A 24,272-nucleotide genomic window follows, 5' to 3' on the forward strand; every position below is an offset into this window, starting at 1 on the left:
ATCGAAGCATCAGAGCATTCGCGCACAGGGTGCGCTCCTACAGCCGTGCGGCGAGCTCGCGCGCCACGGCCTCGGGTGCGAGCTCGTAGGCGTGGATCACGTGGTTGCCGGGGCCGTAGGGGCCCCATTCGTCGGCGCGCGTGGTGGTGAAGATGCCCAGCGTGGGCACGCGCGAGGCGCAGGCCAAGTGCATGATGCCGCAGTCGAGGCTGAGGTAGCCGTCGAGGTTGGCGAGCACGGCGCCGAGCTGGCGCAGGTCGGTGGAGAAATAGCTGGGATAACGCGAGTCCAGCATGGAGCGGCCATTCATCGGCACGATTTCCACCAGCTGACAGTCCGGACGCAGCTGTTCCAGCGTCGCCAGCAGCGGGTTCCACCAGCCGGTGCCTAGCAGCTTGGGGCCGGTGGCGTTGGCGAACACGCCGATGGTCTTGCGGTGCCGAGCGTCGGCCGGGGCCGTGGCCAGCACGCGGTCCAGCACGCGCCGGCCGCGCGCAAGCTCGGTCTCGTCGAGGCGGATATCCGGCACCGGGTAGTCAGCTTTGGCGTGATCGCCCAGCGCCTGGCGCAACAGATACACCGGGCGCTGACCCTTGTTCTGCACGTGCTCGGGCACCACGACCGCGTGGGTCACGCTGCCGCTCTTTTTCGGTCCGCTGAAGCCCAGCGTCCAGGTGGCGCGCGCCTTCAGCAGCAGCAGGCGGCCGGTCTGCGATTGCGGATCGACGTCGATCGCGAGGTCGTAATGCGCCTTGCGCATGCTGCGCAGGGCACGCAGCCACTGGCGCGGGTGGCCGAAGCCGTGCGCGGGCATCCGGAACACTTCGCTGATGCGGTCGTAGTGGCCATACAGCTCGCGCCCGACCTGGCTGCGCGTGACGATGTCGATCTGGGCGCCGGGATACGTGGCTTCCAGTTCCCGGATCAGCGGCGTCAGCAGCAGCGCATTGCCCAGTGTGTGGCTGATGTGGCAGACCAGGATGCGATGGATGCCCCGGCGCGGCAGCGGTTCGCCGCTGGGCTCGGCGGCCTTGCCGAACAGCAGGCGCATCAGGCCGCGCGCCACGCGGCGGCGCAGGTGGTCGAGGTCGAAAGCTTCGTGCGGGGATCGCGCCACGATGGACCTGTAGGTGGAGGTGATGGAGTCAGCCAGCAGCGCGCATCGTAGCGTCAGCCGAAGCGGGAAGCGCGCCGTCGGGCGCGAGCAGGCCGCGTTCGACCAGCCAGCGCCGCGCATTCTCGGCGTCCTGCTCGAACCAGGCGCGGGTGGAGCCGAGCCGGAAGCTGTAGCCCCAGGCGTCCATGTCCGCCATCAACCGCGCGCGGCCCACGCCGGGGAGTTCGTCGGCCAGCACGATCTGCAGGTAGCAGGTCGCGTCCTCCTCCTCGATCGAGTCGGTGGCGTCGGTGTGCACGGCGGCGCGTCGTTCGGACGGCAGCACGATCAGGTGGCAGGCTTCGTGCAACAGTGAATGCACCGGCGTGTCGCCGCGCGCGTACACCGTGTGGCCGATGACGCCGGCCTCCTCGTCGCCCCAGTAGCTGCCGGGAATGGGCGCACCGTCGGCCACGCGCTGCAGCGCGAGGCCGTGGCGGGCGAGCAGGGCGGTCGGCGCGGCCTCGCCGATGTCGGTGAGGCGCAGCACGCCGGGAGCGGGAGCGGTATCCGGCATGGGATGACGTCGCCCCGGCATGGATCGGGGGCGACGGTGCGATCAGGTGGCCGGCGTGGTCGCGGTCTTGCCGTCGGGGAGGGCCACCGACAGCTCCAGCACTTCGTGCCCGCTGTCGCGCTCGAAGCTGATGTTGATCGCCTCAAGGTCGACGTGGACGTATTTCTTGATCACTTCGAGCAGCTCGTTGCGCATCATCGGCAGGTAGTCCGGCGCGCCGCGGGTGGAGCGCTCCTGCGCCACGATGATGCGCAGGCGCTCCCTGGCCACGCTGGCAGTAGCTTCCGGCTTGCGCTTCAGGAAATCGAGTATGCCCATCGTGATCAGCCTCCGAATACACGCTGGAGAAAGCCCTTCTTGGGCACGTCGACGAAGCGCAGCGGACGTTCCTCGCCGAGGATGCGCGCCACGGTGTCGCTGTAGGCCTGACCGGCATGCGAGTTCTCGTCCAGGATCACCGGCACACCGGAGTTCGACGCGGCCAGCACCTGTTCCGATTCGGGGATCACGCCCACCACGTTGATGCCGAGGATGTCCTCGACGTCCTTCACGCTGAGCATGTCGCCGTTGGCGACGCGCGTCGGGCTGTAGCGCGTCAGCAGCAGATGCTGCTTGACGGTGGTGCCGTTGGCGCGCTCGGCGTGCCGGGTCTTGCTGGCGAGCAGGCCGAGGATGCGGTCGGAGTCGCGCACCGAGGACACTTCCGGATTCACCACGACGACCGCGTGGTCGGCGAAGTACATCGCCAGGTGCGCGCCCTTCTCGATGCCGGCGGGCGAATCGCACACCACGTAGTCGAAGCCGTCCTCGGACAGGCCGTCGAGCACCTTTTCCACGCCCTCCTGGGTCAGCGCGTCCTTGTCCCGGGTCTGGCTGGCGGCCAGCACGTAGAGGTTGTCGTGGCGCTTGTCCTTGATCAGCGACTGCTTCAGCGTGGCCTCGCCGTGCACGACGTTGACGAAGTCGTACACCACGCGACGTTCGCAGCCCATGATCAGATCGAGGTTGCGCAGGCCGACGTCGAAGTCGATCACCGCGACCTTCTTGCCGGCCATCGCGAGGCCGGTGGCGAGCGAGGCGCTGGTCGTGGTCTTGCCGACGCCGCCCTTGCCCGAGGTGACAACAATGATTTCAGCAGTCAAGTAACCATCTCCCGGGAACGTTCTTGTCGTTGTGGTTGAAGCGCCCGGTCACAGCCGGGCCAGCAGCAGTTTTTCGCCTTCGAGCCAGCATCGCACGGATTGGCCTTCGAGGTCTTTCGGTATCTGTTCGAACACGCGGTAGTGACCGGCGATCGCCACCAGCTCGGCGCGGAAGTCGTGCACGAAGATGCGTGCGTCGGCGCTGCCCTGGGCGCCCGCCATGGCGCGGCCACGCAGGCCGCCGTAGACGTGGATGTCGCCGTCGGCGATCACCTCGGCGCCGTTGGCGACGGTGCCGGTGATCACCAGGTCGCGGTCGCGCGCGTAGATCTGCTGGCCGGAGCGCACGGTGCCGTCGTGGTGCAGCGAGCCTTGCGTCCGTTCGGGCGCGGATTCGGCGGCCGGCGTCTCGCGCGCCGGTGTCGATGCCGGTACGGCCGCCGGTGCGGGAGCGACCGGTGGCGCGATGGCGCCGCTCGCCGGCTCGTAGGCGGCGCGGAACTTGGCGATCAACGGCAGGCCCATGCGGCGGGCCAGCGCCTCGGTCTCGCTGGTGCCGTAGGCCAGCCCCACCGGCAGCATGCCGGCGCTGCGCACGGCTTCCAGCAGCGCGTCGACGGCGCCGTCGTCGGGCAGGTTCAGCAGGTGGCTGAGATCCAGCACCACGGCGGCGCGGGCGAACAGCTGCGGCGCGGAGCGCACGCGGCGTTCCAGTTCCTCGCACAGCGCGGCGGCGTCCACGCGCTTGATGCGCACGTTGGCGATGCCCACCTGGCCGAAGCGCAGGTCGCAGGCGTCCGCCGTATCAACGGTGGCGGTCATGCGTGGCGCTCCCCGGCCTGCCGAAGCGGGCTGGAGGCCGGTGCCGGGCGCCGGCGCTCGGCCAGCCAGGGCAGGTCGGGCAGGCCGCCGTGTTCGAGCCAGGTTTCGCGCACGTAGGCGTAGCTGGGCAGGTCCTTGGCGAGCAGGCTCACCTGGCGCCCCTTCCTCGACCCCATGCGCTGCTGGCCCACTTCCTGGAAGCCGTAGGTGCCGTGGAACAGCACGATCACGTCGTCGCGCGGCTCCAGGAACACCTCGCAGGTGAGCAGCGGCACGCGCACCTCGGCGTAGCTGGTGACGTCGCAGTAGAAGATGCGGCCGAGGCCGTGGCGGCGGTAGGCATTCGCGATCACGATGCGATCGATGTACACGAACGCGGGGTAGTGTTCGCTGAACCACACGTAGTTCGGGCTGTGGTAGTCGCCGCCTTCGCGCAGCGCGATCAGGAAGCCGGCGATATGGCCGTCGATCTCGGCCACGCGGAAGTAGTCCGCGCGCTCGAAGAAGTAGCGCAGCTGCGCGGCGTCGAGGGCGATGATGGATTGACCGGCAGCGTTGTTGAGGGCCAGCACGGCGTCCAGGTCGTGCTCGCTGACGTCGCGGATGGCAAGGGCCATTCGTTGCTCCGCAGGAATGAGGTGGGCCGAGGCCGGCATGGCCTCGCGGCAATGGCGCATTATGGCATGCACCCGCCACCCGCACACCTCGCGCCGCCACATGTAAAGACGTCGTAAAGCAATCGCATGCCTTTCGGCAGGGATGACTTCCCGCGCATTGCGCGGGCCGGGCGCGTGTCCAATGATGTGCGGCATGTCCCAGGTCAATTTCAGCCATATCCGGCTGCTGCGCTTCGCCGGATTGTTCACCTATCTGTGCGTAGGCACGCCGTTGCTCACGCATTGGGCGACCGATCGCCTGAGCCTGCTGCACCGATCGGATTTCGCGCTGCTGCTGTGGACGGTCTGCTACTTGGTATTTGGCGTGCTGTACTGGGCGGTGACTTACGACCTCGGCTCGCGGCGCCATCTCGGGCTGCGCCTGCTCGGCCTAATGGTGATGACGCTCGCGTCGCTGGCCGTCGGCTGGTACAGCCACAGCGGCCTCACCGCGATGTTCCTGGCGGTGATGGCGATGGTGCTGCCGTGGCTGCTGCCATTCTGGCTGGGCGTGCTGTGCATCGTGCTGCAGAACGCCTGCCTGGTGGCGGTGTTCACCCGCTTCCCGGAATACCCCTCGCTGGCGCTGGCTTTCCTGCAGACCATCATCTATCTCGGCATCTGCGCGCTGGCGTTCGTCGCCTCGATGGTGGCGAGCCGGCAGACCGACGAGCGCGAGGCGCTGCGTCGGCTCAACTCCGAGTTGCGCGCCACCCGCGCGCTGCTGGCCGAGTCCAGCCGGCTGGCCGAGCGCATGCGCATTGCGCGCGAGCTGCACGACCTGATCGGCCACCACCTCACCGCGCTGAGCCTGAACCTGGAAGTGGCCAGCCACGTCTGCAACGAGGACGCCGTCGCGCATGTGCGCAAGGCGCAGGCCACCGCCAAGCACCTGCTGACCGACGTGCGCGAGGCGGTGAGCGAGCTGCGCCAGGACGACGCGATCGACCTCACCCAGGCGCTGCGCAGCCTCACCGAAGGCGTGCCGGGGCTCAAGGTGCAGGTGAGCATGCCGCCGCGTTTCAGCGTGGAGGATCCGCGCCGGGCCCAGGTGCTGCTGCGCTGCGCCCAGGAGATCATCACCAATACCGCGCGGCACGCCGGCGCACGCAACCTGTGGCTGACCTTCGCCTACGCCGGGCCGAGCCTGCTGGGCCTGCATGCGCGCGACGACGGTCGCGGCGCCATCCAGCCGGAGGCGGGCAACGGCCTGTCCGGCATGCGCGAGCGGCTGGCCGAGTTCGGCGGCAGCCTGGTGCTGGAAACCGCGCCGGGCGAGGGCTTCGCGCTCACCGTGCGCCTGCCGCTGGGCGAGCAGCCGGAATTGGCGCATGCGCCTTCGCGGCTCGAACCGCCGGCGCTGAGTGTGCCGTGATGCTCACTATGAGTTCGCGCCACGCGCTTTTCGCATGCCAGAATGCGTCGGTTCGGACACCGCATTGTTTCCCCTGTCGTTCGATGCCGCACCGGAACGACGACCGCTTCGAGGATCCGCGATGATTTCCGTCTGTCTCGTCGACGACCAGAACCTGGTGCGCCAGGGTGTGCGCTCGCTGCTCGATCTGGCCCAGGACATCCGCGTGGTGGCCGAGTGCGCCGACGGCGCGCAGGCGGTGCAGGAGATCCCCCGCGTCAAGCCCGACGTGGTGCTGCTGGATCTGCGCATGCCGAACATGAGCGGGCTGGAAGTGCTGCAGGCGCTCGCCGCGCGCAACGAGTTGCCGCCCACCATCATCCTCACCACCTTCGACGACGACCAGCTGGTGCTGCAGGGGCTGAAGGCCGGCGCGCGCGGCTATCTCCTGAAGGATGTCTCGCTGGAGCAGCTGGTGGAGGCGGTGCGCACCGTGGCCGCGGGCGGCTCGCTGGTGGCGCCGATGGTCACCCAGCGCCTGCTGGCCGGGGTGGGGCGCATGCAGAACCAGTTCACCAGCCTGGAGCAGCCCGATCCGCTGACCGAACGCGAGACCGAGATCCTGCGCCTGCTTTCCGGCGGCTACTCCAACAAGGAAATCGCCAACTCGCTGAAGGTGGCCGAGGGCACGGTGAAGAACCACGTCTCCAACATCCTCTCCAAGCTGGGCGTGCGCGACCGCACCCGCGCCGTGCTGAAGGCGCTGGAGCTGGGCATCGTCTGAGCCACCGCGCGCCGGCGCTTCCATGCGCCCGCGGATGCTGCGGCGCAGCGTCCGGCGCGGTCCGGCAAGCCTGCCGCAACAAGGCCTTGCAGCCGTCCATACGGCATGCCGGAACCCGATGGCGTTCCGGCGCATGAGCAAGTAACATCCAGTCCTTCGGCGTTTGCCGACCCCCGGTCATCTCCCCGCGATCGAGCCGCAGCAAGGCCCGCGCGACGGCTGGGGCAACACCTGAGTACCGCGTACAGACGCTCGGAGACCCTGGAATGATGCGTGTTCGTGTTCTTGAATTTCTGATGGCCTGCGCCATCGTCATCGGCATCGGCGTGCTGGCCGCGGTGATCATGCCCGGCAGCGGCCACATCGAGCGTTCGCTGGTGGTCGGCAAGGACATGCGCCAGGTCTACGACGTGCTCGCGAATTTCCGCCGCCTGCCCGAGTTCTCGGTGCTGAACTCGTACGATGCGCACGTCAAGTACAACTGGTCTGGCAAGGCCTTCGGCCCCGGTGCCGAGGTGAGCTGGACCAGCAGCGATCCCCGCGTGGGCAGCGGCTCGCTGACCATCGACAGCGCCACCCCGGATTTCAACAAGGTCGACGGCACCGCCAAGAGCGCGAAGATCGTGTGGGACCTGGACAACGGCTGGAAGGGCTACGACAAGGCCTTCACCCTCGACCTGGAGCGCCAGGGTAGCCGCAACCAGCTCACCAACATCACCTGGTCGTATGACGTGAAGTACGGCTGGAACCTGGTGAACCGCTTCGCCAACCTGTACATCCACGGCGATCCCGACTCGTTCATCGAGTTCGGCCTGAACAGCCTGCAGAACGTGCTGGCCTCGGTGCCGAACGTCAGCTACGGCGACCTGATCCCGTACATCCGCCAGACCGAGCAGACCCCGGTGCTGCTGGTGCCGGCCTCGATCCAGCGCAAGGACGGCATCGAGGGCCTGGCCGACACCGTCAACAAGGCGGTGGCGCAGATCCAGGCCACGGCGAAGAAGCTGGGCGTGAACGTCACCGGCCCGCGCATCATCTTCACCACCAACTACGGCGACACCACCTACACCTTCGACGTGGCGATGCCGATCGATTCCAGCACCGTCAACGTCAACGGCCAGACCCAGCAGCTCACCGCGCCGACACCGCCCGCGCTGGACAGCAGCGCCCCGGCCGACGCCGGCACCGCCGCGACCCCGGCCGCCCCGGCCGCGCTGAACCCCGGCGACCACGACAAGTTCGGCCGCCTGATCGTCGACGGCGACGTGCGCGCCACCCTGGCGTTCGGCGGCGCCGCGCTGGAAGGCGTGTGGAACGGTACCGCCGCCGGCGTGCCGCAGACCCGCGACATGCTGAAGGCCTATGCGCTGACCCACGGCTACAAGTTCGACGACGTGGTGAACCGCATGTACGACATCCTGGCCAAGCCGGAACTGAAGGACGCGCAGGGCAACATCACCAGCTACGCCGAATTCGACGTGTACCTGCCGATCACCAACGCGCCGGACCAGACTCCGGAGCAGGCCGCCGGCATCAAGCAGCCGACGCTGGAAGTGCAAGGCCCGGCCGCTGCCGGCAGTGCGCCGGCCCCGGCGAGCACCGCCCCGGCCCCCGCCAGCAGCCACTGAGCCCCGCTTCTCGTTTCATCGAAAGGCCCTTCTCCGGAAGGGCCTTTCGTTTTTATGGCGCACATCCGTGTGCGCCACCTTTGCGAGCGTCCTGCGGACGTGCAAAACGGCAGTCCTGCCGTTTTGTGCTTGGACCGCTGCCGATGCGCCGGAACCTTCCCGCACGCTTGCGGTACATTGCAGGTGATCCCGCCGCCCGCCCATCCATGATCGAGACCGAACGACTCACCCGCCGCTACGGCCAGCTCACCGCGGTGGACGCGCTGAGCATCCGCGCCGAACCCGGCCAGGTGCTGGGCCTGCTCGGGCCGAACGGCGCCGGCAAGTCCACCGCGATGCGCATGATCGCGGGTTTCCTCGCACCCACCAGCGGCACCGCGCGGGTCTGCGGGCACGACGTGCAGCGCGCGCCGCTGGCCGCGCGCCGCGCGCTGGGCTACCTGCCCGAGGGCGCGCCCAGCTACGGCGAGATGACGGTGCGCGAGTTCCTGGTGTTCATCGCGCGCATGCGCAAGCTCACCGCCGAGGTGGGGCACCGCCGCTTCGACGAGGTGGTGGGCTGGCTGCAGCTGGAGGACGTGCTGGAGGCCGGCATCGACACGCTGTCCAAGGGGCTGCGCCGGCGCGTGGGGCTGGCCCAGGCGATCCTGCACGATCCGCCGGTGCTGATGCTGGACGAGCCCACCGACGGCCTCGATCCCAACCAGAAACACACCGTGCGCCAGCTGATCGACGCGATGGCGCGCGAGCGCACGATCCTGATCTCCACGCACCTGCTGGAAGAGGTGCATGCGCTGTGCAACCGCGTGGTGATCGTCGCGCGCGGGAAGCTGCTCGCCGACGCCACGCCGGCCGAACTGGAGGCGCGTTCGCGCTACCACGGCGCGGTGTCGTTCAGCGCGCCGGGCAGCGGGGTCTCGCAGGAGATGCTGGGCCGGCTGCCGCAGGTGGCTTCGATCGAGGTGGATCCGCTGGATGGGCGCATCACCGTGTTTCCGAAGTCGGGCGCCCGCATCCTGGAGCCGGTGGAGCAGCTGCTGCGCGAGCAGGGGCTGGAAGTTTCCGAGATCCAGCTCGAACGCGGGCGGCTGGACGAGGTGTTCCGCCAGATCACCACCGCGCAGGACGGGGTGGGGGCGAGCGCATGAGCCCGGTCAACGCGGTGTTGCGGCGCGAGCTGCGCAGCTTCTTCGTGACGCCGATGGCCTACGTGTTCCTGGTCATCTTCCTGGTGCTGGCGGGCATCCTCACGTTCTACACGGGCGACTTCTACGAACGTGGCCAGGCCGACCTGCAGCCGTTCTTCGTGGTGCATCCCTGGCTGTACCTGATCCTGGTGCCCGCGGTGACCATGCGCATGTGGGCGGAGGAGGCCAAGGGCGGCACGCTGGAGCTTCTGCTGACCCTGCCGCTGACGCTGTGGCAGGCGATGCTCGGGAAGTTCCTCGCCGCCTGGCTGTTCATCGGGCTGGCGCTGGCGCTGACCTTCCCGATCTGGCTCACCGTGAACTACCTCGGCGCGCCCGACAACGGGGTGGTCTTCGCGGGCTACCTGGGCAGCTGGCTGATGGCCGGCAGCTTCGTGGCGATCGGCGCCTGCCTGTCCGCGCTGACGCGCAGCCAGGTGGTGGCCTTCGTGCTCACCGCCACGGTGTGCGTGCTGCTGATCCTGGCCGGCCAGCCGCAGGTGCTGGACTTCTTCTCCGGCGCGCTGCCGCGCCGGCTGATCAATGCGCTGGCCTACCTCAGCATGCTGCGGCACTTCGAGGCGATCGCGCGCGGTGTGCTCGACCTGCGCGACCTGGCCTACTTCGTGCTCAGCATCGTCGGCTGGCTGATCGCCGGCGTACTGCTGCTCGAACTGAAGCGGGTGCGCTGACGATGGGCCGCCTGCGTCTTCCTCCCGTATTCACCACGCCGCTGCGCTGGAACCGGCGCGCCACGCTGTACACGGCGCTGGTACTGCTGACCCTGGTCACCGTGTCGCTGATCGTGTCCAGCGGACACTGGTTGCGCACGCGGCGCATCGACCTCACCGCCGACCGGCTGTACACGCTCTCGTCCGGCACGGTGCAAATCGTCGACCGCCTGCAGCGGCCGCTGCGCCTCACGCTGTACTTCTCCGAGCACGCCACCCGCGACCTGCCCAAGCTGCGCAGCTACGAGCAGCGCGTGCGCGACATGCTGCAGGAGATCGCGGCCCGCTCGCACGGGCGCGTGCAGCTCGCGGTGGTCGACCCGGTGCCGTACTCCGACGACGAGGCCAGCGCCGAAGGCGCGGGGCTCACCCCGGCCAGCGGCGGCAGCAACGGCGAGCGGGTGTTCTTCGGCCTGGCCGGCAGCGTGCTGGCCGGCGGCGCTGACGGCGAGACGGCCGAGGCCGCACCGGAGCGCGCGCTGGCGATCCCGTTCTTCGATCCGGCGCGCGAATCCTTCCTCGAATACGACATCGCAAAGCTGCTGTACGAGCTCAACCAGGTCAACAAGCCGCACATCGGCGTGATCAGTTCCCTGCCGGTGGAGGGCAACCCGGTGCTGGGCCAACAGCCATGGGTGGCGATGCAGCAGTTGGCCCAGCTGTTCGAGGTGAAGACGATCAATCCGGACCGGCTCAAGCAGGTCGGCGCGGACATCCGCGTGCTGCTGCTGATCCATCCCAAGAACCTGCCGACGGACGCGCTGTACGCGATCGACCAGTACGTGCTGCGCGGTGGCCGCCTGGTGGTGTTCGTCGACCCGGATGCGGAACTGGACGACACGCCGGGCGATCCCGCCAGCGGCACGCTGCCCGACCACAGCTCGAACCTGCCGCGGCTGTTCGCGGCCTGGGGCGTGCGCTACGACCCGCACGAGGTGGTGCTGGACCGCGCGCACGCATTGACCATCGAGCTCAACGGCACCAACGTCAGCCATCCGGCGATGCTGGGGCTGGACGCGCAGCAGCTCAACCACGGCGACGTGGTCACCGCGAGCCTGCAGCGCATCGACCTGTCCACCGCCGGCCACTTCGACCTCGCCCCGAACGCGAGCGCGCGGTTGATCCCGTTGCTGCAGAGCAGCGCCGATGCCGAGGCGGTGCCGGCGGTGCGGGTGCTGCAGGCCAGCGACAACCCGGCCCTGCTGCTGCAGGACTACAAGCCGGACAACACCAACTACGTGTTCGCCGCGCGTTTGCGCGGCAGCTTCGCCAGCGCGTTTCCCGAGCGCGCGAAACAGCCCGGCCACCTGGCGCGCTCGGCCGCCGGCGACGAGGTGATCCTGGTCGCCGACACCGACCTGCTCAGCGACCGGCTGTGGGTGGAGCCGCAGACCATCCTGGGCCAGGTCATGATGCGGCCGTTCGCCAACAACGGCGAGTTCGTCAGCAACCTGGTGGACAACCTCAGCGGTTCCTCGGCGCTGCTGTCGGTCCGCGGCCGTTCCACCTCGCAGCGGCCGTTCACCCGTGTGGAGGCGCTGCGCAACGTGGCCGACCAGAAATTCCTGCAGAAGGAACAGGAGCTGGAACGCGAGCTGGCCGAAACGCGGCAGCGGCTGGAGGAGCTGCAGCCGGGCAAGGGCGGCCACGGCGGCAACGTCAGCACCGAGCAGCGGCGCGAGATCGAGCAGTTCCGCCAGCGCCAGCTGGCGATCAACAAGGAGCTGCGCGACGTGCAGCACCAGCTCAACGCCGAGATCGACGCGCTGGGCCTGCGCCTGAAGGTGATCAACATCGTGGTGGTGCCCGCGCTGGTGGCGCTGCTGGGCCTGCTGTACGGCTGGCGTCGCACCCGCCGCAACCGGCGGCGGCCGTGAACATGCCGGCGCCGCGGGCGGCAATCCGCCGCAATGGGCGCGCCACTGCCGGCGCTATGCTGGACTGATGGCGACGTTGCTGAAATGGATCGTGCCTTGGGAGTTCTCGTGGGTGTTCCTCGCGAGCTTCCTCGTGGCCGGCGTGCTGTACTGGCGCGGCAGCCGGCGCCTGCGCGTGAGTCGCGCCCGTCGCGCGGCGTTCTGGGTCGGCATGGCGATCATCTGGCTCACGCTGCAGACCTACCTGGATTTCTATGCCGAGCACGAGTTCTTCGTGCACCGGCTGCAGCAGCTGCTGCTGCACCACCTCACGCCGCTGCTGATCTGCGCCTCGTTCCCCGCCAGCGTGCTGCGCGCGGGCCTGCCGCGGCGCTGGCGCGTGCGCTGGTTGAAACCGCTGCGGCGCTCGTGGCCGTGGCGCGCCGTCAGCGGCGTGCTGTTCCAGCCGCTGCTGGCCTCGGTGCTGTTCGTGTTCTTCGTGCTGATCTGGCTGGTGCCGGCCATGCAGACGCTGGCCATGCTGGACTGGCGCGTCTACCGCTTCATGAACTGGACGATGCTGCTCTCGGGCTTCGTCTACTGGTCGCTGATCCTCGACCACCGGCCGCACCCGCCGGGGCGCATGGGCGCGGGCATGCGCGTGCTGTCGCCCGGCATCACGATGGCGCCGCAGATCCTCGCCGGCGCGATCGTCACGTTCTCGCGCAGCGACCTCTACCCGATCTTCGAGATCTGCGGGCGCGCGTTCACCTTCAACGTGCTCACCGGCCAGATGATCGGCGGGGTGATCACCTGGGTGCCGGCGGCGTTGCTGGAATCGATCGGCGGTCTGCTGGCGCTGCGCCAGTGGCTGCGGCTGTCGCGCAGCGGACGCCTGCCGCGCAAGACCTGGCAGGAACGTGCAGCGGCATCGCAGGCGCGCACCCTGCGCGCGACAGCGAGTGGTGAGTGAAGAGGAGCGACGAGATAGGGCAAGCTTGAGAAACAGCGGACTCTGCTCCTCACTCACTTCTCACTCCTGTTCACTCACTCCCTTCTTCCCGGCGCGCTCCCGCCATGGCTAGCCCCGGTCGTCCAGCGCGTTCGCCGGACGGGCGATGAAATCCACCGGCAGCGTGGAGCCGTCGTCGAACTTCAGCGTGATGCGCACGGTGTCGCCGGGCCGCACCGGCTGTTTCGCGTCCATCAGCATCAGGTGGTAGCCGCCGGGTGCGAGTACCTGTGTGCCGTGGGCGGGGATCGCCAGCGCGTCGACCATCGTCATGCGGCTCACGCCGCCCGCGCGCGAACTTTCATGCAGCATCGCCTCGCCGTAGGCGGGGCTGCCGGCAGCGGTCAGCGCGACCGGCATGTCGCCGTCGTTGCGCAGCACGACGTAGGCGCCGGCCGGCAGCGTGCCGGGCAGCACGCGGATCCAGGCGTGGCTCGCGGTCACGTGCCCGGTGGCGGCATGCGCGAGGCCGGCGACGAGCAGGCCGGCGAGCAGCAGCGGCAGGACGATGTGCTTCATGCGGAAGTCCCCGTGCCCAGCAGCAGCTGCAGGTCGTGCACCAGGTCGTCCTGCGGCGTGCCGGGTGTGGAGAGCACGCGGGCGCGGCCGTCGCGGTCGAACACGTAGATCGCCGAGCTGTGGGTGACCTCGTAGTTGCCGTCCTTGCCGGAAGGTTCGCGGGTGAACGCCGAGCGGTAGCGCTTGCTCAGCGCCTCGATCGCGCGCGGGCTGCCGGTGAGACCCACTGCGCGCTTGTCGAAGGCGTTGACGTAGGCGTGCAGCACCGCCGGCGTGTCACGCGCGGGGTCGACGCTGACGAACAAGATACGCACCCCGTCGCCCGGCTTGCCCAGCTTCTGCAGCGCCACGTGCAGCTGGGCCAGGGTCAGCGGGCACACGTCGGGGCAGTGCGTGTAGCCGAAGTACAGCAGCAGCACCTTGCCGCGGTAATCCGCGGCGCTCACCGCCTTGCCGTTGTCGTCGGTGAGCTGGAATTGCAGATCCGGCATGTGCCCGCTGATGTTGGTCAGCTTGAACGGCAGCGCGTCGCGATGGCAGCCGGCCAGCAGCAGGGCGCCGGTCAGCGGCAGCAGGAGCAGGGCGAGACGCAGGAGGCGCGGGAACTTCATGCGAGAATCCGTGGACTGCAAGCGTCCAAGCATACGCTGCGCGACCACCTGTTTCCGGAGTCCGGCCATGCTGCGACAAACTGTCCGATCCTCCTCTGGCCTGCTCGTCGGCCTCGCCGGCGCCAGCGCGGTGCTGCTCGGTGCGTTCGGCGCGCACGCCTTGCGCGGCGTACTCGATCCCGCCCATCGCGAGCTGTGGCACACCGCGGTGGAATACCACGCGTGGCATGCGCTGGCGCTGGTGCTCGCGGTGGGGCTCGGCGCGGGGCGCGCCGGCCGTTGTGCAGTGATCGCGTTCGCCTGCGGCATCGTGCTGTTCTGCGGCAGCCTGTACGCGCTGGCCCTGGGCGCGCCGCGCTGGACCGGCATCGTCACGCCGTTCGGCGGCGTGGCGTTCGTGGTCGGCTGGATCGCGCTGGGTATGGCGCTGCGTCGGGGCAAGGACTGACGCGAGCACGGCGTCACGCGCGTGTCATGCCGGGGCGCGAGCATGTCTGCATGCATGCCGTCGCGCCCTCGTCCCCGCGCTCCTGGTGGCCTGCCCTCGGCCTGTGGGCGGGCCTGCTGGCGATCGTGTCGGGCGGCTTCGGCCTGGCGCATCCGCCGTCGGGCTCGGGGCAGTTGATGCGCTGGCACGATGCCGGCCACGACTGGCTGCTGGCCGCCGACGACGAAGCCGACCAGCTGAGCGTGTACGACGCGGCCGACGGCCGCCTGCTGCACCGGCTCGACGCCCGCACGGTGGGTGACATCGCCACCCTGGCCAGGCGCGACGGGCGCCTGTACGTGGTGGGCGACGACGGGACGCGCAGCGAACTCCGCTTGCCGCAACTGACGGTGGCGATGTCCGGCACGCGTTGAGCGGGCGTGCCGGGCATGCCGCCGCATCAGCCGTTGCCGCCGCCGGAACCGACGCCGTTGCCGGCGGTGCCCGCGGGCGAGGCGGGCGCGCTGTCGATCGGCGCGTCGAAGAGTTCGGTGACCGACTTGACGCTGTCGATGCGCAGGCGGCCGAACAGATCGGTGACGCCGTAGAAGTGCCAGGGGTCGCCATCGCCGCTGTCCAGTGCGAGGTGGGTGCTGTCGAAGTGCCGCAGCGCGGCGTCGTAGCTTTGCCAGCGCTGGCCCGTCCATGCCTGCACCCAGGCGTGCGGCACGAACACGCGCGCGGCGTTGCCGTAGCGGTCGGTGTAGACCATGCCGGTGACCACGCGCGCGGGCACGCCTGCGGCGCGCGCCATCGCCGCCAGCAGCACGGCGAATTCGGTGCAATCGCCCTGGCGGTGGTTCGCCACTTCCAGCGCTGAGGCGTAACCCACGTCCAGTCCGTGCTGGGTGATGTAGCCGCTGACGAAGTTGCGCAGCCGGCGCATCTTCAGCACGGGCGTGCCGGCGTTGCCGATCGCTTTGGCGGTCAGCTCGCGGATGATCGGGGCATCGGATTGCAGCCAGGCGTTGGCCGCGAGGTCGCCCGGTTGCGGCGGCGGCTGCCCGTGCACGTGGGGGCCGCCGGTGTCGATCTGCCAGTCGCCATGGCCGAGTGGGATGACGCGCTGCTCGTCGGTGTCGATGAACGGCTGCGTCGCGTCGCCGTCCACGTGTACCCGGTAGCGCAGCGAGGTGGTGCGCAGGTTCGGCGTCAGCGCGCGCGGCGAGTCCACCATCGCGGCGCGGAACATGTCCACGCCCTGTGCCGGCGCCTGCGCGCAGGCGCGGTCGCAAGCCAGCATTTCCATGCGGCTGCCCAGCATGCCGAGCAGCCCCTTGCGCACCCGGCCCTGCGCATCCAGCCACAGGTCCAGCACCTGCTCGCCGCGCGCCTGGTGCAGGATCTGGCGCTGGTGGCTCAGGCGTTCCGCGCCGCCCGGCAGCTGCACCGTCTCCTCGCCGAGCACCTCGGTGTCGACGTCCAGCACCTGCCGGCTGGCCGGGTCGAACATGGTCAGCCGGTAGTGCCGGCCGGGCTGCCGGCCGGCGTCCAGCATGGCGAGGCGCTGACCCTCGGCGAGCAGGGCGCCGGCGGCCCAGTCCATGGTTTCCTGCCGCGTGGCGCCGCCCACGGTGATGTCGACGCGGAAGCGGCCGTCGGGCAGGCGCGTGCCTTCGACCACGCTGTCCATCGCCGACATCGTGGTACGCGCGCCGAAGCCCAGCGGCCGACCGTCCGGCGTTTCCACGCTGCGGCTGGTGTTGCCCAGCGGGATGCTCTTGCCGTTGCGGGTCAGCAGGATGGACAGCGTCTGGGTGGTCGTCACCGTCTGCCCTTCGCGCTGGCGCTCGACGTGCAGGCTGCCGATCTTGCGGCCGCCGAGCAGCACGCTCATCCAGGTGTCTTCGCTGGTTGGCGGGTTGGTTGTCGGGCTGCTTGCCGCGCTGGCGGCGGGAGCCTGCGCGCGAGTCGTCGCGACGAACGTGCAGGCCAGGCACAGCGCCAGCCGGAACAAGGCGTTCGGACGACCCATGGGATGGCTCCGCGGGGACGGGTGCGGCCAGTGGAAGCCGCGGCGCGGGCGCGGTCAATGCGCGGCGCAGCAAAATCTTGCGCCGACGCGACAGCCACGGCGCTACGCCTACAATGCGCTCCCGCCCAACGACGGAGCACGTCCATGAAACCCTTCGGCACGCCCCATTCCGACCATGCCGTGCGCGTGCTGCTGCTGGGTTCCGGCGAGCTGGGCAAGGAGCTGACGATCGAGCTGCAGCGCTACGCGGTGGAGGTGATCGCGGTGGACCGCTACGCCGACGCGCCGGCGATGCAGGTGGCGCACCGCAGCCACGTGATCGACATGCTCGACGGCGCCGCGCTGCGCCGCGTGATCGAGGCCGAGCATCCCGATCTGGTGGTGCCGGAGATCGAGGCGATCCACACGCCCACCCTGGTGGAAATGGAGCGCGGAGGCCTGCACGTGATCCCCACCGCGCGCGCCGCATGGCTGACGATGGATCGCGAGGGCATCCGCCGGCTGGCCGCGCAGGAACTGGAGCTGCCCACCTCGGCCTACCGCTTCTGCGACAACGAGGCTGATTACCGCCGCGCCGTGGCCGACATCGGCTACCCGTTCGTGATCAAGCCGGTGATGAGCTCCTCGGGCAAGGGCCAGAGCATCGTGCGCAACGAGTCCGAACTGCAGCCTGCGTGGGACTACGCGCAGTCCGGCGGCCGCGCGGGGCAGGGCCGGGTGATCGTGGAAGGCTTCGTCGACTTCGACTACGAGATCACCCTGCTCACCGTGCGCCACCAGGGCGGTACCAGCTTCTGTGCGCCGATCGGCCATCGCCAGGAGGACGGCGACTACCGCGAGTCGTGGCAGCCGCAACCGATGAGCGGCAAGGCGCTGGCCGAGGCGCAGCGCCAGGCCGCGGCGGTGTCGAACGCGCTGGGCGGCTGGGGCGTGTTCGGCATGGAGTTCTTCGTCAAGGGCGACAACGTGATCTTCTCCGAGGTCAGCCCGCGCCCGCACGACACCGGCCTGGTCACGCAGATCTCGCAGGACCTGTCGGAGTTCGCGCTGCATGCGCGGGCGATCCTCGGCCTGCCGATTCCCGTGATCCGCCAGCTCGGCCCCTCGGCCTCGTGCGCGGTGCTGGTGGAAGGCGAGGGCCGCGCGCCGCGCTACCACGGCGTGGCGACCGCGCTGGCCGAGCCGGACACCCAGCTGCGCCTGTTCGGCAAGCCCGAGGTGAAGGGCCGCCGGCGCATGGCGGTGACGCTGGCGCGCGACGCCGACATCGAGGCGGCGCGTGCGAAGGCCGTGCGTGCGGCGGCGCAGCTGCGCGTGGAGCTGTAACGATCTTTCCCTCTCCCGCCAGGGAGAGGAAGAACCGCGCGTTTCGACTTCCTCGCGCACCAGGGAGCAGCCATGCATGGCTGCTCCTCGCGTTCGTCCACCACGCGAGCTACGCTCGACGCGATCAGCATTTCCACGCAACACACGGGAGTCGCACATGGAATCGACGGGTTTCGCGCACTGGCTGGTGGTGCTGGTGGAAACGTTCGCGGCGCTGTTCGTGTTGCTGCTGGTGGTGGCCGTGGTGGTGATCGCGGCGGTGTGGGTAGTGGACCGCAACCAGACCGCCAACGCGGTGCTGCGCAACTTCCCGGTGATCGGCCACTTCCGCTACGGCTTCCTGCGCCTGGGCGAGTTCTTCCGCCAGTACCTGTTCTCCAGCGACCGCGAGGAGCTGCCGTTCAACCGCGCCCAGCGCGTGTGGGTGTACCGCGCGGCGAAGAACGCGGAGAACACCAACGCGTTCGGCTCCACCCGCGACCTGCGCGGCGAGGGCGTGCCGTTCTTCGTCAATGCGGCGTTCCCGTCGCTGGGCGACCACCACGTGGAACCGAAGCCGGTGCGCATCGGCCCGTATGCGCGCGAGCCCTACGACCACGCCGCGTTCTTCAACATCTCGGCGATGAGCTTCGGCGCGCTCGGTGCGCCGGCGGTGCGCGCGCTGTCGCACGGCGCGGCCAAGGCCGGCATCTGGATGGACACCGGCGAGGGCGGCCTCGCGCCGTACCACCTCGAAGGCGGCTGCGACATCATCTTCGAGATCGGCACCGCGAAGTACGGCGTGCGCACGAGCGACGGCCAGCTCGATGACGGCAAGCTCGCGGCGATCTGCGCGCACCCGCAGGTGAAGATGGTCAGCATCAAGCTCGGCCAGGGCGCGAAGCCCGGCATGGGCGGCTTGCTGCCGGCGGCCAAGGTGACGCCGGAGATCGCCGAGATTCGCGGCATCCCGGTGGGGCAGGATTCGCAGAGCCCGAACCGACATCTCGACATCGCGAACGTGGCGCAACTGATGGACGCCATCCGCCACATCCGCGAACTCACCGGCAAGCCCACCGGCTTCAAGGCGGTGTTCGGCGACATGCGCATGATCGAGGAGCTGTGCGACGAGGTGCACAAGCGCGGCATCGAGAGCGCGCCGGACTTCATCATCGTGGACGGCTCCGAAGGCGGCACCGGCGCCGCGCCGCAGACCCTGATGGAAGGCGTGGGCCTGCCGCTGCACGAGGCGCTGCCCGCGCTGCTCGACACGCTGATCGTCAAGGGCTTGCGCGAGCGCATCAAGGTGATCTGCTCGGGCAAGCGCATCACCGCCTACGACGTAGCCTGGGCGCTCTCGGTGGGCGCGGACTTCGTCAACTCTGCGCGCGGCTTCATGCTGGCGCTGGGCTGCATCCAGTCGCTGCAGTGCAACCGCAACACCTGCCCCACCGGCATCACCACGCAGGACCCGAAACTGCAGCGCGGCCTGGTGGTGACCGACAAGAGCGAGAAGGTGGCGAACTACGCGCGCAACGTGATGCACGAGGTGGGCATCATCGCCCACAGTTGCGGCGTCGACGACCCGCGCCAGCTCGACCGCACGCACTGCCGCGTGGTCGGCGACGACGGCATCTCGGTGCCGCTGGTGAAGCTGTTTCCGTATCCGGTGGTGCCGCAATCGGATTGAAATGAGGGAAGGTCATGATGCTTATGCTGGCCTTGGCGCTTGCAACTCAAGCTGCGCCTTACGACTGTGGCGCTGCGAAGTACATGCAGAAGCTGCGCGACACGGAAGCATTGATAGTGCAGCGAGTTGCCTTGAAGGATGATCTGGTGGGTGAAATGCCGACCAAATCAGGTCGCCCCGCGTGCGTCAGATTCGCATTCAGTATCGACGCTGACGGACATGCCAAGAACATCACGGAAGAAGAATCGTCTCGCGATTACCTGATGATCGTGGCAGCTCGGCGAGCGCTTGAAGCATACCGATTCAAGCCGGCTGCGCGCGGCGGCTGGCATATGCTGGTTTTTCGCGCCGTCGTGGATAAGGCGCCGCCTTTTCCCGATGCCGGTCACTGAGTGGAACGCAGCATCGGAGACAGATGCAATGCACGTTGTCGGCGTGGCAGCAGTGTGAGCCGCTCTTTTTCGAGTGGGCTCGGGGGAGAGACCCGCAGGCTCAGGGCATCGCCTGCCAGCCCTCGGCCGTGCGCAGCTGCAACGGCCGGAAGCGTCGCTTGTAGTCCATCTTCGGATGGCCTTCGATCCAGAAGCCCAGGTACACCCAGGGCAGGTTGCGGTGGCGGGCCAGTTCCACCTGCTTGAGGATGGCGAAGGTGCCGAGGCCGCGGGCTTCCTCGTCGGGATCGTAGAAGGTGTAGACCGCCGACAGGCCGCTGCGGCAGACGTCGGTGACCGCCACGCCGAGCAGGCGCTCGCGCAGGCGGAATTCCAGGAACACGGTGGGGCTCCACGGCGCGGTGAGGAAGCGACGGAAGTCGCTGGCGTCGGCCTCGTCCATGCCGCCGCCGGGGTGGCGCCTGCGCAGGTAGTTCTCGTACAGCGCATGGCGCTCGGCGTTGTAGCCGGCCTGGCATTCGGTCACCGCCAGGTCGGCGTTGCGCTTCAGGCAGCGTCGCTGCGAACGGTCGGCCTCGAAGTGCAGCGCGTCGATGCGGCAGGGCGTGCAGGCGCGGCATTCCGGGCAGTGCGGGAAGTACAGGTGCCCGCCGGCGCGGCGGAAGCCGCGTTCCAGCGCCGGGCCGTACAGCCGGTCCAGCTGCGGCGCGGCCGGATCGATCACCAGGTTCTGCGCCGTGCGCTCGGCGTAGTAGCCGCAGGCGTGCGGCAGGGTCTGGAACAGGCGGACGTGTTCGGAGCGCATGCCCGATTCTAGGCCGGAAGACACGGCGCGCGCACGCCGCGTGGCGCAAACCCTTGCGAACGCTCAGATCACGTGCAGATAGCGCAGCGTCATCATCGCGACGATGCCCAGGATGGCCAGCAGCACGATGCGGCGCACCCGCGCCACCGCGTGCCGGCGCCGGGCCTGGGGCGTGGGGCTGCGCGCCTCGGCCAGCTCCTGGCCGTGACGGATCACCGGTTCGATGCCCAGCTCGCGCAGCAGCGCGCGGGCGCGGGTGTAGTCGTCGGCGCGGGCGATCCACACCTGCTCCCAGTGGCTGCGGTCGGTATCCGGCTCCTGGTAGCTGAAGCGGCGGTGGCCGGGTTTCCGCCAGCTGGAGCGGTTCTCCACCGTGGCCTCGATGCCGTGTTCGGCCATCAGGGCGACCACGCGGTCGATGTTTTCGGGGCGGGGCGAGGTGTAGATCTGGCGCATGGCTGCTCCTTGGCTCCTATTCGCCGCGCAGGCGGATCAGGCCTTCCTGCGCGGTGGAGGCGACCAGCCGGCCGTCGCGGCTGAAAATCTGCCCGCGCGCCAGGCCGCGGCCGCCCTGGGCGGTGGGGCTGTCGAAGGAGTACAGCAGCCACTCGTCCACCCGGAACGGGCGGTGGAACCACAGCGCGTGGTCGAGGCTGGCCATCTGCACGTTGCGGGTCATGTAGGAAATTCCATGCGGCAGCGTGGCGGTGCCGATCAGGTGGAAATCCGAGGCATAGGCGAGCAGGGCGCGATGCAGGATCGCCGAGTCCGCGACCGGCGCGGTGAGCCGGAACCAGATGTGCTGGATCGGCGGCCGCTTCACCGGGTGCATCTCGTCGCGCGGCCACACCAGGCGGAACTCGAACGGGCCGTCGATGCCCAACCAGCGCTGCAGCTTCACCGGCAGCCTGGCCAGCTCCTCCGGCGGCAGCGGGCGCATCGGTTCCACGTCTTCCGGCGCGGGCACCTCCGGCATCGCGGTCTGGTGCTCGAAGCCCTTTTCCGGGACCTGGAACGAAATCGAGCCGTTCAGGATGGGTTGGCCGTGCTGGATCGCCAGCACCCGCCGCGACGAGAACGAGCCGCCGTCGCGGGCGCGCTCCACGCTGTAGACGATAGGCGCGTCGATGTCGCCCGCGCGCAGGAAATAGGCGTGCAGCGAATGCGCCTCGCGCGACGGGTCGACGGTCCGCTGCGCCGCCGACAGCGCCTGCCCCAGCACCTGGCCGCCGAACACGAAGCGCGTACCGATGTCGCGGCTCTGGCCGCGGAACAGGTTGTCCTCCAGCCGTTCGAGCTGCAGCAGCTCGACCAGTTCGTTGACGTGTGCTTCGCGCATGGCGGGTCCTTGGCGGGGGATTCGCCAGTATACCGGGGCGCCCGCCGGGGCCGCGTCAGGAGCCGGACGCGGCCGCCTCCGCCACAGTCACTGCCTCCAGCGCCACCGCGACGCCGGCAGGCGCCAACGCAGCCAGGAAATCGCGCGCGTCGAACGCCTGCCCGGCGGCCAGTGCCCCGCAGCCGCGGACCCGGCCGTCGAGGATGCGCTGCAGCGCCTCGGCCAGCAGCGGCGCGGTGACGGCATAGATGTCGCGCCCGCTGGCCGTGGCGCGGCCGTGGTGTGCGCCACGGCGCACGCGCACGTCGACCATGAAGCGCTGCGCGGAGCGTCCGCTGTCGTCGGTGGCGACCGGCGCCGGCGTGGCCGGATCGTGCAGGTCACGCAACGGGGCCAGGTTCATCCATGCGTGCAGGTTGCGGCAGGCGATGTGGTGCGGCACCAGCACCGCCTCGGACAGCGTGAGCAGCACGGTTTCCTGCCGTCCGAACGGCACCGGGAAGTCCGTGGTGCGTACTGGCGCCGGGTCGGGCAGGTGGAGCGTGCGTCCGTGCTCGATGTAGCTGCGCGGATGCCGGTTGCGCTCGCCGGTGATGCGAGTGCCGCGCGTGGGGTGCCAGCCGTCGAGCGCGACGGCGATGTCCACCGCATCCGCGTCGCTGGCGCCATCGAGCGCGGCGCTGGCCAGCAGGTCGGCAAGGCCGCCGTAGAAGGCCATTGCGGGCAGCACCGTCAGGCCCGCGGCCCGCGCCTCGGCGTCGCGCGCGAGGGTGTCGGCCACCGCGCGCTGCTCGGCCGCCACGTCGAGGTAGTGGATGCGCGCGCGCAGCGCTGCGTCGAGCACGGGTGCCGAGGTGTCCATGAAGGTCCGGCGCAGAGCAGCACGGCGGCGGTGCCGGCGAAGGCGGCGTCCAGCGCGGCGGGATCGTCGACGTCGGCGACGCGGGTTTCGACGCCGGTGGCCGCGGCCAGCGCCGCCAGCTTCGCCGCGTCTCGCCCGCAGGCCACCGGCACGAAGCCGCGGCGGCGCAGTTCGGCTAGCACGAAGCGGCCGGTGTGGCCGTAGGCGCCGTATACCGCGATGCGATCGGGGCGGGCGGCGTTCATGCGTGTTCCCTCCAGAGTTCGAGTGCTTCTTCGGCGATCACGTCCGGGCGTTCCTCGGGCCAGAACAGCTTGCTGTCGGGCAGCCGGCGCACGCCCTGCGAGTGGCCGAAGGCACGGTCGAGGAAGCCGGCGTCGCCGGGGGAAAAGATTGTGTCGGCGTCGCCCCAGACGATGCGCACCGGCATGCGGGTGCGCGCCAACGCGGGACCAATGCCGGCCAGCGCGTTGTGCTCCAGCGCGATGGCGTAGGCGTGCGCCAGATCGCGGCTGTGTTGCGACGCCAGCAACGGCGCGAAATACGTGTCGATGGCCTCGTCGCTGGGATGCGCGGGATCGGCATAGCACATGCCGCCGATGCCGGCGGCCGAGCGCGCCAGGGCGTGGTCGCGATACCAGTGGCCCAGCCAGTCGTCGACGAAGCGCCCCTGTTTGGCCAGCTCGATCACCGGCAGCATGGCCGGCGGCGGGCAATCCTGTTCGGTGTCGCAGTTGGTCAGCAGCAGGCTGCGCACGCGCTCCGGGTGCTGGGCAACCAGCAGTTGCGCCACCGCGCCGCCGCTGTCGCTGGCGACCACGTCGGCGCTCTCGATGCCCAGCGCGTCGAGCAGGGCGACCAGCATCGCCACCTGCGCGGCGGGCGCACACGACCGCCCCTCGGCCACCCGGGTGTAGCCCAGGCCGAGGAAGTCGGGCGCGATGCAACGCCGGTACGGTGCCAGCCTTCCCAGCGCACCGCGCCACTGGAAGCTGTTGAGCGGGAAGCCGTGCAGGAACAGCGCCGCCGGCCCGCTGCCGCGCTCGACGTGGGCGATGTCGCCGAACGGGGTGTGTGTGTAGCGGCGTGCGGCGTGGAACGACGCGGCATCCATCGCCGGGGCGTTTGCGGCGGTGGCGCGCGGCCAGCGGGCACAGCCGGCGATGCCGGCCGCGCAGGCGGCCGTGGCCAGGGCGAGGAAGCGGCGCCGGCCTGGATCCGGCGCCGCGGGCCGTGCAGCGAACGAAAGGATTTCGCCGCTCACGACTGTGCTGCCGCCTCGCGCAGCTTCTGCGCGCATTCTTCGCAACAGACCTCGACGGTGCGGCCGCCGATGGTTACCTCGATGGCGTTGCCGTCGAGCGGGTAGTCGCAGGCGGCGCAGGTGGCTTCTTTCGCTTGCATGGTGGTGCTCCGGTGATGCCCGTGATCGGGCAGGCACA

Annotated in this window: 27 protein-coding genes; 12 read left to right on the forward strand and 15 right to left on the reverse strand. The window is 69.6% G+C overall.

Annotated features, from left to right (window positions below; all coding sequences use genetic code 11):
• Nucleotides 1-37 precede the first annotated feature (37 nt).
• From AB7878_RS14100 to AB7878_RS14125, 6 genes are read right to left on the reverse strand one after another with little or no spacing between them, the layout of a single operon-like run.
• Nucleotides 38-1,117: a glycosyltransferase family 9 protein gene (locus AB7878_RS14100; protein ID WP_369494960.1), complete on the reverse strand. Its 1,080-nt coding sequence runs from the start codon at nt 1,115-1,117 to the stop codon at nt 38-40.
• A gap of 28 nt (nt 1,118-1,145) precedes the next feature.
• On the reverse strand, nt 1,146-1,673 hold the full coding sequence (locus tag AB7878_RS14105) for a hypothetical protein (protein WP_369494961.1): 528 nt from the start codon (nt 1,671-1,673) through the stop codon (nt 1,146-1,148).
• A 42-nt stretch (nt 1,674-1,715) separates the two neighbouring features.
• Nucleotides 1,716-1,991, reverse strand: coding sequence for a cell division topological specificity factor MinE (minE, locus tag AB7878_RS14110; protein ID WP_369494962.1), 276 nt, complete (start codon nt 1,989-1,991; stop codon nt 1,716-1,718).
• Nucleotides 1,992-1,996: 5 nt separating this feature from the next.
• On the reverse strand, nt 1,997-2,815 hold the full coding sequence (minD, locus tag AB7878_RS14115) for a septum site-determining protein MinD (protein ID WP_369494963.1): 819 nt from the start codon (nt 2,813-2,815) through the stop codon (nt 1,997-1,999).
• A gap of 48 nt (nt 2,816-2,863) precedes the next feature.
• Complete coding sequence (gene minC, locus AB7878_RS14120; RefSeq protein WP_369494964.1) at nt 2,864-3,637, reverse strand: septum site-determining protein MinC; 774 nt, start codon at nt 3,635-3,637, stop codon at nt 2,864-2,866.
• On the reverse strand, nt 3,634-4,254 hold the full coding sequence (locus AB7878_RS14125; protein ID WP_369494965.1) for a GNAT family N-acetyltransferase: 621 nt from the start codon (nt 4,252-4,254) through the stop codon (nt 3,634-3,636). The genes minC and AB7878_RS14125 overlap by 4 nt, the downstream gene beginning before the upstream one ends.
• Before the next feature lie 193 nt (nt 4,255-4,447).
• On the opposite strand from AB7878_RS14125, the gene AB7878_RS14130 reads away from it, so the two are divergent.
• From AB7878_RS14130 to AB7878_RS14160, 7 genes are all read left to right on the forward strand, one after another.
• Complete coding sequence (locus AB7878_RS14130; RefSeq protein WP_369494966.1) at nt 4,448-5,668, forward strand: sensor histidine kinase; 1,221 nt, start codon at nt 4,448-4,450, stop codon at nt 5,666-5,668.
• Nucleotides 5,669-5,789: 121 nt separating this feature from the next.
• Nucleotides 5,790-6,431 carry a response regulator gene (locus AB7878_RS14135; RefSeq protein WP_077482853.1) on the forward strand — a complete coding sequence of 214 codons (642 nt, stop codon included), beginning with the start codon at nt 5,790-5,792 and terminating at the stop codon, nt 6,429-6,431.
• Between the two features lie 296 nt (nt 6,432-6,727).
• Entirely contained in the window at nt 6,728-8,059 is a 1,332-nt protein-coding gene (locus tag AB7878_RS14140) for an SRPBCC family protein (protein ID WP_369494967.1), read from the forward strand.
• A 206-nt stretch (nt 8,060-8,265) separates the two neighbouring features.
• Nucleotides 8,266-9,207, forward strand: coding sequence for an ABC transporter ATP-binding protein (locus tag AB7878_RS14145; protein WP_369494968.1), 942 nt, complete (start codon nt 8,266-8,268; stop codon nt 9,205-9,207).
• Complete coding sequence (locus tag AB7878_RS14150; protein WP_369494969.1) at nt 9,204-9,938, forward strand: ABC transporter permease subunit; 735 nt, start codon at nt 9,204-9,206, stop codon at nt 9,936-9,938. The genes AB7878_RS14145 and AB7878_RS14150 overlap by 4 nt, the downstream gene beginning before the upstream one ends.
• Nucleotides 9,939-9,940: 2 nt before the next feature.
• On the forward strand, nt 9,941-11,854 hold the full coding sequence (locus AB7878_RS14155) for a GldG family protein (RefSeq protein WP_369494970.1): 1,914 nt from the start codon (nt 9,941-9,943) through the stop codon (nt 11,852-11,854).
• 64 nt (nt 11,855-11,918) lie between these two features.
• Nucleotides 11,919-12,806 carry a cytochrome c oxidase assembly protein gene (locus AB7878_RS14160; protein WP_369495779.1) on the forward strand — a complete coding sequence of 296 codons (888 nt, stop codon included), beginning with the start codon at nt 11,919-11,921 and terminating at the stop codon, nt 12,804-12,806.
• A gap of 108 nt (nt 12,807-12,914) precedes the next feature.
• On the opposite strand, the gene AB7878_RS14165 is transcribed toward AB7878_RS14160, so the two are convergent.
• Both AB7878_RS14165 and AB7878_RS14170 read right to left on the reverse strand, forming a co-directional pair.
• The gene (locus AB7878_RS14165) at nt 12,915-13,364 is read right to left on the reverse strand and encodes a copper chaperone PCu(A)C (RefSeq protein WP_369494971.1); all 450 of its coding nucleotides are present in this window, start codon (nt 13,362-13,364) and stop codon (nt 12,915-12,917) included.
• The gene (locus AB7878_RS14170; RefSeq protein WP_369494972.1) at nt 13,361-13,975 is read right to left on the reverse strand and encodes an SCO family protein; all 615 of its coding nucleotides are present in this window, start codon (nt 13,973-13,975) and stop codon (nt 13,361-13,363) included. Before AB7878_RS14170 ends, AB7878_RS14165 begins: the two co-directional genes overlap by 4 nt.
• 67 nt (nt 13,976-14,042) lie before the next feature.
• Here AB7878_RS14170 and AB7878_RS14175 point away from each other — a divergent pair, with 67 nt between their 5' ends.
• Both AB7878_RS14175 and AB7878_RS14180 read left to right on the forward strand, forming a co-directional pair.
• Nucleotides 14,043-14,423, forward strand: coding sequence for a DUF423 domain-containing protein (locus tag AB7878_RS14175; RefSeq protein ID WP_369494973.1), 381 nt, complete (start codon nt 14,043-14,045; stop codon nt 14,421-14,423).
• Nucleotides 14,424-14,473: 50 nt separating this feature from the next.
• Nucleotides 14,474-14,836: a hypothetical protein gene (locus AB7878_RS14180; RefSeq protein WP_369494974.1), complete on the forward strand. Its 363-nt coding sequence runs from the start codon at nt 14,474-14,476 to the stop codon at nt 14,834-14,836.
• 26 nt (nt 14,837-14,862) lie between these two features.
• On the opposite strand, the gene AB7878_RS14185 is transcribed toward AB7878_RS14180, so the two are convergent.
• Entirely contained in the window at nt 14,863-16,437 is a 1,575-nt protein-coding gene (locus AB7878_RS14185) for a transglutaminase domain-containing protein (RefSeq protein WP_369494975.1), read from the reverse strand.
• A gap of 144 nt (nt 16,438-16,581) precedes the next feature.
• On the opposite strand from AB7878_RS14185, the gene purT reads away from it, so the two are divergent.
• The 3 genes from purT (at nt 16,582) to AB7878_RS14200 (ending at nt 19,824) form a co-directional block, all read left to right on the forward strand.
• A complete protein-coding gene (gene purT, locus AB7878_RS14190) occupies nt 16,582-17,763 on the forward strand; it encodes a formate-dependent phosphoribosylglycinamide formyltransferase (RefSeq protein WP_369494976.1) in 1,182 nt (393 codons plus the stop codon).
• 157 nt (nt 17,764-17,920) lie between these two features.
• The gene (locus AB7878_RS14195) at nt 17,921-19,432 is read left to right on the forward strand and encodes an FMN-binding glutamate synthase family protein (protein ID WP_369494977.1); all 1,512 of its coding nucleotides are present in this window, start codon (nt 17,921-17,923) and stop codon (nt 19,430-19,432) included.
• 14 nt (nt 19,433-19,446) lie between these two features.
• A complete protein-coding gene (locus AB7878_RS14200) occupies nt 19,447-19,824 on the forward strand; it encodes an energy transducer TonB (RefSeq protein WP_369494978.1) in 378 nt (125 codons plus the stop codon).
• A gap of 100 nt (nt 19,825-19,924) precedes the next feature.
• On the opposite strand, the gene AB7878_RS14205 is transcribed toward AB7878_RS14200, so the two are convergent.
• The 6 genes from AB7878_RS14205 to AB7878_RS14230 all read right to left on the reverse strand — a co-directional run bounded on the left by AB7878_RS14205 (nt 19,925) and on the right by AB7878_RS14230 (nt 24,234).
• Nucleotides 19,925-20,629 carry an arginyltransferase gene (locus AB7878_RS14205; RefSeq protein ID WP_369494979.1) on the reverse strand — a complete coding sequence of 235 codons (705 nt, stop codon included), beginning with the start codon at nt 20,627-20,629 and terminating at the stop codon, nt 19,925-19,927.
• A gap of 63 nt (nt 20,630-20,692) precedes the next feature.
• Entirely contained in the window at nt 20,693-21,085 is a 393-nt protein-coding gene (locus tag AB7878_RS14210) for a hypothetical protein (RefSeq protein ID WP_369494980.1), read from the reverse strand.
• Nucleotides 21,086-21,101: 16 nt separating this feature from the next.
• Nucleotides 21,102-21,968: an acyl-CoA thioesterase gene (locus AB7878_RS14215; RefSeq protein ID WP_369494981.1), complete on the reverse strand. Its 867-nt coding sequence runs from the start codon at nt 21,966-21,968 to the stop codon at nt 21,102-21,104.
• Between the two features lie 732 nt (nt 21,969-22,700).
• A complete protein-coding gene (locus AB7878_RS14220) occupies nt 22,701-23,075 on the reverse strand; it encodes an NAD(P)H-binding protein (protein WP_369494982.1) in 375 nt (124 codons plus the stop codon).
• Nucleotides 23,072-24,094, reverse strand: coding sequence for an alpha/beta fold hydrolase (locus AB7878_RS14225; RefSeq protein WP_369494983.1), 1,023 nt, complete (start codon nt 24,092-24,094; stop codon nt 23,072-23,074). Before AB7878_RS14225 ends, AB7878_RS14220 begins: the two co-directional genes overlap by 4 nt.
• Complete coding sequence (locus tag AB7878_RS14230) at nt 24,091-24,234, reverse strand: hypothetical protein (RefSeq protein WP_369494984.1); 144 nt, start codon at nt 24,232-24,234, stop codon at nt 24,091-24,093. The genes AB7878_RS14225 and AB7878_RS14230 overlap by 4 nt, the downstream gene beginning before the upstream one ends.
• Nucleotides 24,235-24,272: the final 38 nt, after the last annotated feature.

The organism is Rhodanobacter humi (assembly GCF_041107455.1).
Classification (GTDB): Bacteria; Pseudomonadota; Gammaproteobacteria; order Xanthomonadales; family Rhodanobacteraceae; genus Rhodanobacter_A.

Coding starts and splice junctions, on each gene's coding strand:
- AB7878_RS14105 (WP_369494961.1), bottom strand. CDS start 1,673: ATGCCGGATACCGCTCCCGCTCCCGGCGTGCTGCGCCTCACCGACATC.
- minE (WP_369494962.1), bottom strand. CDS start 1,991: ATGGGCATACTCGATTTCCTGAAGCGCAAGCCGGAAGCTACTGCCAGC.
- minC (WP_369494964.1), bottom strand. CDS start 3,637: ATGACCGCCACCGTTGATACGGCGGACGCCTGCGACCTGCGCTTCGGC.
- AB7878_RS14125 (WP_369494965.1), bottom strand. CDS start 4,254: ATGGCCCTTGCCATCCGCGACGTCAGCGAGCACGACCTGGACGCCGTG.
- AB7878_RS14130 (WP_369494966.1), top strand. CDS start 4,448: ATGTCCCAGGTCAATTTCAGCCATATCCGGCTGCTGCGCTTCGCCGGA.
- AB7878_RS14135 (WP_077482853.1), top strand. CDS start 5,790: ATGATTTCCGTCTGTCTCGTCGACGACCAGAACCTGGTGCGCCAGGGT.
- AB7878_RS14140 (WP_369494967.1), top strand. CDS start 6,728: ATGGCCTGCGCCATCGTCATCGGCATCGGCGTGCTGGCCGCGGTGATC.
- AB7878_RS14145 (WP_369494968.1), top strand. CDS start 8,266: ATGATCGAGACCGAACGACTCACCCGCCGCTACGGCCAGCTCACCGCG.
- AB7878_RS14150 (WP_369494969.1), top strand. CDS start 9,204: ATGAGCCCGGTCAACGCGGTGTTGCGGCGCGAGCTGCGCAGCTTCTTC.
- AB7878_RS14155 (WP_369494970.1), top strand. CDS start 9,941: ATGGGCCGCCTGCGTCTTCCTCCCGTATTCACCACGCCGCTGCGCTGG.
- AB7878_RS14165 (WP_369494971.1), bottom strand. CDS start 13,364: ATGAAGCACATCGTCCTGCCGCTGCTGCTCGCCGGCCTGCTCGTCGCC.
- AB7878_RS14170 (WP_369494972.1), bottom strand. CDS start 13,975: ATGAAGTTCCCGCGCCTCCTGCGTCTCGCCCTGCTCCTGCTGCCGCTG.
- AB7878_RS14175 (WP_369494973.1), top strand. CDS start 14,043: ATGCTGCGACAAACTGTCCGATCCTCCTCTGGCCTGCTCGTCGGCCTC.
- AB7878_RS14180 (WP_369494974.1), top strand. CDS start 14,474: ATGCATGCCGTCGCGCCCTCGTCCCCGCGCTCCTGGTGGCCTGCCCTC.
- AB7878_RS14185 (WP_369494975.1), bottom strand. CDS start 16,437: ATGGGTCGTCCGAACGCCTTGTTCCGGCTGGCGCTGTGCCTGGCCTGC.
- purT (WP_369494976.1), top strand. CDS start 16,582: ATGAAACCCTTCGGCACGCCCCATTCCGACCATGCCGTGCGCGTGCTG.
- AB7878_RS14195 (WP_369494977.1), top strand. CDS start 17,921: ATGGAATCGACGGGTTTCGCGCACTGGCTGGTGGTGCTGGTGGAAACG.
- AB7878_RS14200 (WP_369494978.1), top strand. CDS start 19,447: ATGATGCTTATGCTGGCCTTGGCGCTTGCAACTCAAGCTGCGCCTTAC.
- AB7878_RS14205 (WP_369494979.1), bottom strand. CDS start 20,629: ATGCGCTCCGAACACGTCCGCCTGTTCCAGACCCTGCCGCACGCCTGC.
- AB7878_RS14210 (WP_369494980.1), bottom strand. CDS start 21,085: ATGCGCCAGATCTACACCTCGCCCCGCCCCGAAAACATCGACCGCGTG.
- AB7878_RS14215 (WP_369494981.1), bottom strand. CDS start 21,968: ATGCGCGAAGCACACGTCAACGAACTGGTCGAGCTGCTGCAGCTCGAA.
- AB7878_RS14220 (WP_369494982.1), bottom strand. CDS start 23,075: ATGAACGCCGCCCGCCCCGATCGCATCGCGGTATACGGCGCCTACGGC.
- AB7878_RS14230 (WP_369494984.1), bottom strand. CDS start 24,234: ATGCAAGCGAAAGAAGCCACCTGCGCCGCCTGCGACTACCCGCTCGAC.